Origin of the sequence: Streptomyces nanshensis (genome assembly GCF_001751255.1) — a bacterium.
In the GTDB taxonomy this organism is placed as follows: Bacteria; Actinomycetota; Actinomycetes; order Streptomycetales; family Streptomycetaceae; genus Streptomyces; species Streptomyces nanshensis_A.
The window spans coordinates 1-10,599 of sequence record NZ_LJGW01000220.1; the positions used below are offsets into that span (position 1 = coordinate 1).

Sequence of the window (10,599 nt, forward strand, 5' to 3'; positions counted from 1 at the left end):
GCCCGCTGCCTGCTGGCCCGGCACCGGCAGGGCGACGACCTGGACTGCGCGGAGCTCGCCGACCATCTGGCGCTCGGCGGCCCGGTCGCCCCGCTCGACGGGGAGACGGTCGCCTGGCTGCTCGGACTGAGCGAGGCCGCCGCCCCGTTGCAGCCCGAGCGGGCGGCGCAGTGGTGTGCGGCGGCGCTGCGCCGGATGCCGGCCACGGGCACGGAGCACACCGAGGCGCTCGCCCGGCTGACGACGCTGGTGGCCCGCTCGGGACGGTATGACCTGCTGCGCGAACCGCTGACCCGGTATGCGGCGGAGGGCTGCNCTGCGCTCCGGCGTCGCTGCCCCGTATGCGGCTGGCCGCGATGCTCGTCGCCCTGCACACCGGCCTGCTGCCGCCCGAGGAGCCCGTACGGGCGCTCCTGGACGGGAAGTTCCTCGGCAACGAGCGGACCGGTTTCGCCGAGTGGTGGTTCGGGGGCTCCCTGACCGCCGGGGCCGACCCGGCGCACCCCTTACCCCCGGCGTCCGCGGCTTCCGGGACCGCTGCGCCGCCCGGGCCGCCCGACGCCGACGACGCACCCGATGCGGCCGCCTCGTCGGTCGCGCCCCCGGACGGCCCGCGCGCTCCCGGCATGCGTGTGCTGACCACGCCGGGCTCCCCGTCCGCGCGGAACGCCCGCATCGCGCTCTTACGGCCCGAAGTGCCCGAGGACGACGGGGAGTTGATCTCAGACGAGCACATCGACGTGCTGCGCAGCGCGCTGGACGACCGCCCCGACGCCTGCCGCAGCGCCTGGCAGCGCGCCGGGTGGCCGCCGTCACCGGAGCAGGACAGGCTCCAGCGGGCCGCCTCGGTGATCGACGTGTCCACCATGGCGAAGATCGTGTTCGGGGAGCGCTACCGGGTGCCCGCCGACGGTGTGCTCGGCACCTACAGCAGGGTCGTACGGGGCCATGCGGGCGGCGACTGGTCGCAGGCGATGTCCGCCGTACGCGAGCTCGAACTCTCCGGCGCCCGGGAGACGTTGGTACACCATCCGGCGCGGCTGTTCGCGGCCGACGTGTGCGCCGCACGCCGCGAGTTCCAGCAGGCCGCCGAGTGGCTGGCCGAGGCCGCCCGGCTGCCGCGGTTCGCGGCGCTGCGCGTGTGGGCCCGTATCGGTCTGCTGAGCTGCACGGGCGAGGACGCGCGTGCGGTGCGGCTGGCCGTACACGCCTGCCGGTGGCTGAGCGGCGCCGGACGGCGTCCGGGCATGGGCCTGCTGCTGATGCGGGCGGTGCGCACGGCCGTCTTCATCGACGACCACGAGGCCGCGCAGGCGCTGCTGGAGATGATCGAGCACGCGCACCGGGAGGGCGCCTGGACCAACACCGAGGAGGACGTGTTCACGGCGCGCGTCCTGGTGCGGCGTACCGCCGCCTCCCTCGACGCCGCGGCCGAACTGACCCGCGAGCGGGGCGACTTGCCCTCCCTGCTGGAGTTCTGCTTGGCGGCGGCCCGGTTCGCCGACGATCCGCGCCCCTGGCTGCGCGAGGCCCACGGTCTGGCCGCCCGCTGCGGCGCCTCGGCGCTGCTGGAGCGCATCCGTACGGTGACGCGGGAGCGCGGGGTGCCGGCGCCGCGCTCCCGGGGACAGCGGCAGACGCCCGCCGACAACGAGCTGCGCATCATCGAGCTGATACGGGAGGGCATGACCAACCGTCAGATCGCGCTACAGCTCCAGGTCAGCGAGAAGACCGTGGAGTACTGCCTCACCCGGCTGTTCGCCCGTACCGGCTGCCGCTCGCGGGTCGAACTCGTCGCCGCCAGCCTGGACGGACGGCTCTCCGAGGACGCCGGCGGCGGTACGGGCCGCACGTCCGGGCGGATCAAAGATGCCAGTCCGGGTTCCCACTCGGGCCCACGTCGCGGATGGGCGAGGACAAGCGAGGCGGGGCGTCCCTAGCGTCGGCCGCATGACCGACATCGATGTGCCGCAGGTCGCCGATGCCGAAGTGGCCACGCTGTTACGGGCCGAGGTGGAGGACCGTTGGCCGAGTGGTGTACCGGGCCTGGACGAAGTCGTGCGCTTCGGACTGGTGCCCTTCGGCAAGATGATGGGCCCGTGGCTGGCCATCCGCTCCAGCCTCGCGGTGGGCGGCGAGCTGAGAACGACGCTGCCGGCCGCCGTCGCCCTGGAGTGCGTACAGGTCGGCGCGATGATGCACGACGACATCATCGACCACGACGGGCAGCGGCGCGCGAAGCCCGCCGCGCACGTGGTGTACGGGGAGCCGACGGCGATCGTCGGCGGTGACGGGCTCTTCTTCCACGGGTTCGCGGCCCTCGCCGAGTGCCGCCAGGCCGGCGCCCCCGCCGAACGGGTCGCCGCGGCGCTCTCCGTCCTCTCCCGTGCCGGTCTGCGGATCGGCAGCGCGGCCCTCCAGGAGATCCGGATGAGCCGCAGCATCTGCCCGGTCGGGACATATCTGGAGATGATCAGGGACAAGAGCGGCGCCCTGCTGTGGATGGCGTGCGGAGTGGGCAGCACGCTCGGCGGCGGCGACGAGACGGCGGTCGCGGCGTTCGGCGAGTACAGCGACGAGCTGGGCGTCGCCTACCAGATACGGGACGACCTGATGGCGTACGACGGTACGCACGCCGGCAAGCCGCACATCTCCGACGTACGCAACGGGCGGCCCACCCTGCCGGTGCTCCTCGCCCACGAGCGCGCCTCACGCCAAGAGCGGCGGCGCATCGAGGAGTTGCTCGCGGACAGCGTCACGTCCCCCGAGGAGCGCTACGAGGCGATGGCGGAACTCGTGCACGCGCACGACGGGGTCCAGGCGGCCCGCGACACCTCGTACCACCACGTACAGATCGCCGCGAACGCCCTGAGGAACCTCCCGCCGAGCGACCACCGGGACGCGCTCGCGGAGCTCGCCGTACCCGGCCGCCTGGTGTAGCGCGGCCCCACCCGAGGAGGTCGAACCATGACTGTCACGACCTACGCGACCTACCTGTACCTCGACGAACTCCTCTCCCTCCAGCGGCCGATGACGCCCGCGGAGGAGCAGGACCTGAGCGACAGCGAACGGCTCTTCATCGTGGTCCACCAGGCGTCCGAGACGCTGCTCAGCCAAGTCCTGGTGGATCTGCGGCACATCGAGGCGGGCTGCTGCAGAGAGCGCTGCTACGCCTACCGCACGGAGCGGGCGATCCGGCTGATCGACAGTCTGGACGGGCAGTTGACGCTGCTGCGCCGCACGCTCAGGCGCGAGGACTTCCTCCTCTTCCGGGACCGGTTCGGTACGGCCAGCGGTCTCCAGTCGGAACAGTTCAGCGAGCTGTTCGACCTGACCGACCGGCTGACGGCGCCGGACGGGGACCTGGGCGGGGACTTGAGCGGGGACGGGGCCGGGGACTTGACCGGGGACTTGAGCGGGGACGGGACCGAACGCCCGGTGCGCCACGGCCGGTTCGACGCGCTGCGCGAGGCCGTGCAGCGCTGGCGCCGTACGCACCTCGAACTGGTCGAGCACATGCTCGGCGACCGGACAGGCACCGGCGAGACCAGCGGCGTCCGCTTCCTGCGCGACCGGCTGGAGAGCCGGGAACCGGACGGCGGCCGCCGGGTGACGCCCGTCGGACAGCGGACGCGATCCTGAGAGGCGGCCCCATGCGCGCACACACCTCCCTGGGCCACGTCGTCGTGATGGGCGGCAGCGTGGCGGGGCTGCTGACCGCTCTGGCGCTCTCGGACCGTGCGGAGCAGGTGACGGTCCTCGAACGGGACCGCTACGGCGACGGGCCCGGGTACCGGCCCGGGGTGCCACAGTCACGGCACACCCATGTCCTGCTGGCCGGCGGCATCGAGGCGCTCGACGCGCTCCTTCCGGGGCTGCTGCCCGAACTGCGGGCGGCGGGCGCCCCGTTCCTGTCGGTGCCGGGCGACCTCGGGGTCTGGCAGGCCGACGGGTGGATCTCCCGGCGCAACCCCTCGGCGCCGGTGATGACCCCCTCGCGTCCCTTCCTGGAACACCGCATCCGTGAACGGGTGCTGGCCGTGCCGCGGATCGCGGTACGCACCGGGACCGAGGTGACGGGTCTGCTGGGCTCGGCGGGACGCGTCACCGGGGTCACGCTGCGCGAACGCGGCGGCGGGAACGGCGGCGGCGACGGCGACGGACGGCGGGCCGAAGAGGAGCTTCCGGCCGGCCTCGTGGTCGACGCCACCGGACGCGGCAGCCGAACTCCCGCCTGGCTGGCGGCGATCGGCGCGCCGGCGCCCGCCGAGGACGTCCTCGACACCGGACGGGCCTACGCCACGGCGACCTTCACCGGCGAGGCGCCGCCGGCGGGCATCAAGGGCTTCTACCTCGTACCGGACCCGGGGCAGCCCCTCGGGACCATCGTCCTGCCCGCCGAGGACGACCGCTGGATGGTCACCGTCTCCGGACCCCGTGACGATCCGCCGCCCACCGACCCTGAGGGCTTCGTCGACTTCGCGAGCCGGCTCCCGCACCCCGCGCCGCACAAGTGGCTCAGCAGCGCGGAACCGCTCACCCGGCCCGTCGGGTACCGGCACACCATGAACCGGCGCCGCCACTACGAGCGGCTGGGCTCCGGGTTCGGCGGGCTGCTCGTCGTCGGCGACGCGGTCTGCGCGCTCAACCCCGTCTACGGACAAGGGGTTTCGGTCGCCGCGATGAACGCCGTCGCCCTCACGCGGGCGCTCGCCGACGGGCGTACGCCTTCGGTACGCGCCCTGCAACGGGCGGTGCTGCGCTCCTCCGGCTTCGCGTGGGAGGTCGCCACCGGCGCCGACAACGGCATGCCGTCGGCCGCCGGGAACGCCCTGCGCGGCGGCCCCGCGATCCGTCTCCTCACCCGGTATCTCGACCGGCTCCGCGCCCATGTGGCCTCCGACCCGGTGGTCTGCGCCGCCAACCGCGACGTGCTGTTCCTTCAGGCGCCGCCGCACACCCTCGTCAGCTCGCCGAGAGTGCTGGGCCGCGTCCTGCTGCGCTCCCCCGTGCCCACCCCACGAGACCTGCCCACGCCATGACCGCCACGACGCCGGCCCCGGGGCCCCGCCCTGTGCGGCACACCTCCCCGGCCGCCGGTCCGCGCACGGACCGGTCACGGCCGGCTCGCCCCCTGCCCCCGGACGCTCCGGGAGAACGGTGACGACGCGCATGACGACGACACCCCTGACGACGACGCCCACGGTCGCCGTGCCCGCGGCGCTCGACGCGGGCCGCGAACTCCTGCTGCCCGCCCTGCGCGACGCGGTCCGGCGCCACCTCGGCCCGGAGATGGCCCGGCTCGCCGAATACCACCTCGGCTGGGCCGACAGCGACGGCAACCCGACCAGTTCACGCGGCGGCAAACTCGTCCGCCCCGCCCTGTCGTTGCTCTCCGCGAGGGCCGCGCACGGCAGCGCCGAGGACGGGGTTCCCGCCGCGGTCGCCGTGGAACTGGTGCACAACTTCTCGCTGTTGCACGACGACATCATGGACGGCGACGCCACCCGCCGCGGCCGCCGGACCGCCTGGACGGTCTTCGGCGTGCCCCCGGCCATCCTCGGCGGCGACGCGATGGTGACCGCCGCGACGTCCGCGCTGCTGGAGGCGGAGGCGCCGGGCGCCCGTTCGGCCACGGCGTCGCTGACCGCCGCCACCCAGCGGATGATCAACGGGCAGTGCAGCGACCTCGCCTTCGAGCAGCGCGAGGACGTGACCCTGGAGGAGTGCCTGCGGATGGCGGGCGACAAGACCGGCGCGCTGCTGGGCTGCGCCTGCTCTCTGGGCGCGGATCTGCTCGGCGCGGAGCCCGGACTCGTCGACCGGCTCACGGCGTTCGGCGAGCATCTCGGGCTCGCCTTCCAGCTCGTCGACGACCTGCTGGGCGTCTGGGGCGCTCCCGAGCTGACCGGGAAACAGGTCGGCGCCGACGTACGGGTCCGCAAGAAGTCGCTGCCGATCGTGGCCGCGCTGAACGCACCCGGGGCGCAGGAGCTGCGCGCCCTCTACTTCCGTACGGAGCCGCTGGACGAGGACGACGTACGCCGCGTGACGGACCTGGTGGAGCGCGCCGGAGGACGGGAGTGGGCGCATGCCGAGGCGGACCGTCAGGCCGCGGCGGCCCGCCGGAGCCTGGACTTCCCCGGCATCCCGGACGGCGTACGCGACGAACTGCTCGACGTCGCCGGGTTCATCGTCGGCAGACAGAGCTGACGCACGTCCGCCCGTCCCGGCGCCTGCCTCCGGCCCCGGCACCTGTCTCCGCCCCCGACCCCGCCGTCCCTCCGACCGCAACCGCCGTCCCAGGACAGAGAGTTCACGCCATGCCCGAACCCAAGGCACTTCCGTTCTCCGCACGCGACGCCACATGCCCCTTCGATCCCGCCGCCGAACTCTACGAACTCCAGGAGCGGGAAGGGCTGCCCCGCGTCCCCGTACCCAGCCCGATCATGGGCGAGTTCGAGGCGGTCGAGCTGACCCGCTACACGGACGCCAAGGACGCGATGAGCGATCCCCGGCTGCAGATGGGGTTCGTCTTCGACCCCGAGCAGCCGCGCACCATGATGAACCAGCCGGGCAACCTGCTGAACTACAACGGCGCCGACCACCGACGGCTGCGGCGGATGCTCACCAGCGCGTTCACCGTCAAGCGCATCCGCGGTCTCCTGCCGAAGATCGAGGAGATCGTGGACTCGCGTCTGGACGCCCTGGAGGCGGCCGGGCCGGGCGCCGACATCGTCCACGAGTTCAGCACCCCCATCCCGACGCTGGTCATCTGCGAACTGCTGGGCGTGCCCTACGAGGACCGGGAGAGCTTCCAGCGCCGCGCCAAGATCGGCCTCGACGTCAACACCACCCGCGAGGAGCAGATCGCGAACCTCGCCGAGATGGACGCGTACATGGGCCGGCTCGTCGCCGAGCACCGGCGCAGCCCCGGCGACAACCTGCTCGGCAGCGTCGTACGCGACTTCGGCGACCAGCTCACCGAGGACGAACTGACCGGCATCGGCAACATGTTGCTCGTCGCCGGGCACGAGACGACGGCCAGCATGCTCTCCTCCGGCGTCGCCCTGCTGCTGCAGAACCCGGACCAGCTCGCCGTCGTCCGCGACGATCCGGAGGCCGTCGGCGACGCCGTCGAGGAGCTGCTGCGCTACTGCTCGCCGGCGATCGCCCTGCCCCGCGAGGCCGCGGAGGACATGGTGGTCAACGGCCAGTGGATCGAGAAGGGCGAGCGCGTCGTCACGTCGCTGCTGGTCGCCAACCGCCGTATCCCCGGCGCCGAGGGCGACCTCGACGTGCTCGACGTCCGCAGGACGCCCGCCCCGCACGTCACCTTCGGATACGGGCCGCACCAGTGCCTGGGCCAGCAACTGGCCCGCGCGGAGCTGCGGGTGGCGCTGCCGGCCCTGTTCAAGAGGTTCCCGACGCTCGCGCTCGGCGTGCCCGAGGACGAGGTCGACTACCGCACGACCGCGCTGGTCTTCGCGGTGAACAAGCTCCCCGTGACGTGGTGATCCCCGCGGCGGCCGTACGGCACGGACCCGGACCGGCCGTACGAGACGAACGAACCGAACCGACCGTACGAACCGAACGGCAGGACAGGACAGGGCGGGAGGAAGGCGGATGACCTTGAAGGTCGAGGTGGACGAGCAGCGCTGTGTCTCCGCCGGGCACTGCGTGACGAGCGCCCCCGACGTCTTCGACCAGCGCGACGACGACGGCGTGGTGCACCTGCTCGACGGCGCTCCCCCGGAGCGGCGGCACGAACAGGTCAGGGAGGCGGCGCTGCTCTGCCCGGCGGCGGCCATCCTCCTCCGGGAACGCGACGGTTCCGCATGAGCGACGTGCTCGTCATCGGCGCCTCGGCGGCCGGTCTGGCCACCGCGGAGGCGCTGCGCCGGCGCGGCTTCGGCGGCACCGTACGGCTCGTGGGCGCCGAGCCCCATCCGCCGTACGACAGGCCGCCGTTGTCCAAGCAGGTGCTGCTGGGCGACTGGGAGGCGGACCGTACGGTGCTGCGCCCGCCCGGCGCCCTCGCGGACCTCGGCATCGAGACGACGCTCGGCCGGCGCGCGGTGTCCCTGGACACGGCACGCCGCGAAGTCGCCCTCGACGACGGGACGTCGCTGCCCTACGGCGACCTGGTGCTCGCGACCGGGCTGACGCCCCGCCGCATCGGCGCGTTCGCGGAGCAGGCCGGGGTGCACACGGTGCGCACGCTGGAGGACACCGGGCGGCTGCGCGCCGAACTCGCCGGCGCACGGCGGCTGTCCGTGATCGGCGGCGGCGTGCTCGGCTGTGAGATCGCCGCGTCCGCGCGGCGGCTCGGCCTCGATGTGACGGTGATCGATCCCGCGCCGGTGCCGATGGCGGACCGGGTGGGCCCCGAGATCGGCGCGATGCTGGCCGAACTCCACCGCGACCACGGCATCGTGCTGATGTCCGGCGCGGAGGCCGAGGCGCCGGTCGTCTCCGGCGGACGCATCGCCGGCGTCCGCACCTCGAAGGGCACCGTCGAGGCGGACGTGGTGGTCGTGGCCGTCGGGTCGACGCCCGCGACGGAGTGGCTGGAGGGCAGCGGACTCACCCTGGACGACGGGGTGGTGTGCGACGCGCGGTGCCGCGCGGCCCGCCACGTCTACGCCGTCGGCGACGTCGCGCGCTGGTGGCACGAGGAACAGGGGCGCTACGTACGGCTGGAGAACCGCTCCAACGCCACCGAGCAGGCGCTCGCCGTCGCCGGGAACATCCTCGGCGCGGACCGCCCGTATCTGCCGGTGCCCTACTTCTGGACCGACCAGCACGGCGTCCGGATGCAGGTACTCGGCCGGCCCGCCGAGGCCGACCGGATCCGGATGGTCGAACGGACGCCGGATCCGCGGAAGTTCGTCGCCGTCGCGGAGGCGGGCGAGCGCCCCGTCGGCGTCGTCGGCTGGAACAGCGCGCGGGGGCTGCGCCGCGCGCGTGCGCTTCTCACCGACGGCAGCCGGCCGCACTGAAGGGAACTGGGATGCGCGAAGCGGAAGCCCACGAAGCGGAAGCCCCCGCAGAAAAAGACCGCGCAGCGGAGGACGCAGTGGGAGCGGAACACCATGTGGAAGTGCCGGTGCTGGTGGTCGGCGGCGGAGGCTGCGGCCTGGCCGCCTCGGTCTTCCTGGCGGACCTGGGAGTGGACCATCTGCTCGTCGAGCGGCGCGAGTCGACGTCGGTGCTGCCCCGTGCCCACTACCTCAACCAGCGCACCATGGAGATCTTCCGGCAGCACGGCATGGCCGCGGACGTCTACCGGCTGAGCACACCGCTGGAGAACATGAGCGAGGTCGCCTGGCGCACCTCGCTGGCGGGCGACGGCCCGCTGGACGCCCGCGATCTGCACCGCATGGACTCCTTCGGCGGCGGCTCGACGGCCGGACCGTACGCGGCCGACAGCCCCTGCCCCTCGACGAACCTTCCGCAGCACCGCCTCGAACCGCTGCTGCGCGAGCACGCCGAGCGGCGCTCCCCCGGCAGGGTCCGCTTCCACCACGTCATGGAGGACTTCCACCAGGACGCGGACGGTGTGACCGCGCGGGTGACCGACCGCAGCACCGGCTGGACCGGCACCGTACGGGCCCGCTATCTGCTGGGCGCCGACGGCGGCCGCGGCGTCGCGGACGCGCTCGGCATCGCCATGGACGGCGACGGCGGCTCCTGGAACGTCGTCTCCGTGCACTTCAGCGCCGACCTGTCGCGCTGGTGGAGCGGCGACAAGGTGCTGATCACCAACTTCGTCAGCCCGGACGGCGGTCCGGTCTCCCGGTACGGCATGGTCGCGATGGGCCCGCGCTGGGGCCTGGCCTCGCAGGAGTGGGCGCTGCACTTCCATCTCCCCCCGGACGCCGGCGTGGACGTGAGCGAGGAGGCCGCCGCCGACCGCGTACGCGAGCTGCTGAAGCTGCCGGAGCTGGACGTCACCGTGCACCAGGTCAGCCGCTACCGCCCGGAGGCGGTGGTCGCGCAGGCCTTCCGCAGCGGCCGGGTCTTCCTCGCGGGCGACGCCGCGCACCGCCAGCCGCCGGCGACCGGGCTCGGTCTGAACACCGCGGTCCAGGACGCGCACAACCTCGCGTGGAAGCTCGCGGCCGTGCTGTCCGGACGGGCGGACGGCACGCTTCTGGACTCGTACGAGAGCGAACGGCTCCCCGTCGCCCAGCGCACCGTGGACTGGGCGATGTTCTCCTTCCGCAACCACGGGGTGCTGCACGCGAGCCTCGGTCTGCTGCCCGGCCAGCCCGACGAGGTCACCCGGGCCGCGTTCACCGCCCTCGTCGCCGACAGCCCGATCGGCGAGACCCGGCGGGCCAGGACCGCGGAGGTCTTCGCGACCCAGCGCATGGAATACCAGGCGCACGACATCGAAGTGGGCTTCTTCTACGAGCGCGGCGCCCTCGTCGCGGACGGCACCGGGCCGCCGCCGCGCGACCCGATGGGCTCCGTGCACCATCCCGTCGCCCGTCCCGGGCACCGGCTGCCGCACGCCTGGCTGGCCGACGGCGAGGACCGCGTCAGCACCCTCGATCTGGCGGGCGGCGGCGGCGCGTTCGCGCTGATCACCGG

9 protein-coding genes are annotated in these 10,599 nt (G+C 73.6%); all 9 read left to right on the forward strand.

Annotation, left to right across the window (positions count from 1 at the left end):
* The first annotated feature begins 341 nt into the window (after window positions 1–341).
* A complete protein-coding gene (locus tag AN218_RS39185; protein WP_070016938.1) occupies window positions 342–1,940 on the forward strand; it encodes a helix-turn-helix transcriptional regulator in 1,599 nt (532 codons plus the stop codon).
* Between the two features lie 10 nt (window positions 1,941–1,950).
* Window positions 1,951–2,940, forward strand: coding sequence for a polyprenyl synthetase family protein (locus tag AN218_RS12600; RefSeq protein WP_070016939.1), 990 nt, complete (start codon window positions 1,951–1,953; stop codon window positions 2,938–2,940).
* A 27-nt stretch (window positions 2,941–2,967) separates the two neighbouring features.
* Complete coding sequence (locus AN218_RS12605) at window positions 2,968–3,642, forward strand: tryptophan 2,3-dioxygenase family protein (RefSeq protein WP_070016940.1); 675 nt, start codon at window positions 2,968–2,970, stop codon at window positions 3,640–3,642.
* Window positions 3,643–3,653: 11 nt separating this feature from the next.
* On the forward strand, window positions 3,654–5,042 hold the full coding sequence (locus AN218_RS12610; protein WP_070016941.1) for an FAD-dependent oxidoreductase: 1,389 nt from the start codon (window positions 3,654–3,656) through the stop codon (window positions 5,040–5,042).
* 130 nt (window positions 5,043–5,172) lie between these two features.
* Window positions 5,173–6,213, forward strand: a complete 1,041-nt coding sequence (locus AN218_RS12615; RefSeq protein WP_070016942.1) for a polyprenyl synthetase family protein — start codon at window positions 5,173–5,175, stop codon at window positions 6,211–6,213.
* A 110-nt stretch (window positions 6,214–6,323) separates the two neighbouring features.
* The gene (locus AN218_RS12620; protein ID WP_070016943.1) at window positions 6,324–7,517 is read left to right on the forward strand and encodes a cytochrome P450; all 1,194 of its coding nucleotides are present in this window, start codon (window positions 6,324–6,326) and stop codon (window positions 7,515–7,517) included.
* A 115-nt stretch (window positions 7,518–7,632) separates the two neighbouring features.
* Window positions 7,633–7,842 (forward strand): ferredoxin, encoded by a 210-nt coding sequence (locus AN218_RS12625; RefSeq protein WP_070016946.1) that lies wholly within the window; start codon window positions 7,633–7,635, stop codon window positions 7,840–7,842.
* A complete protein-coding gene (locus tag AN218_RS12630) occupies window positions 7,839–9,002 on the forward strand; it encodes an NAD(P)/FAD-dependent oxidoreductase (RefSeq protein WP_070016944.1) in 1,164 nt (387 codons plus the stop codon). The genes AN218_RS12625 and AN218_RS12630 overlap by 4 nt, the downstream gene beginning before the upstream one ends.
* 77 nt (window positions 9,003–9,079) lie before the next feature.
* Window positions 9,080–10,599, forward strand: a 1,520-nt coding sequence (locus tag AN218_RS12635) for an FAD-dependent monooxygenase (RefSeq protein ID WP_244900419.1), incomplete at its 3' end; no start/stop codon positions are given.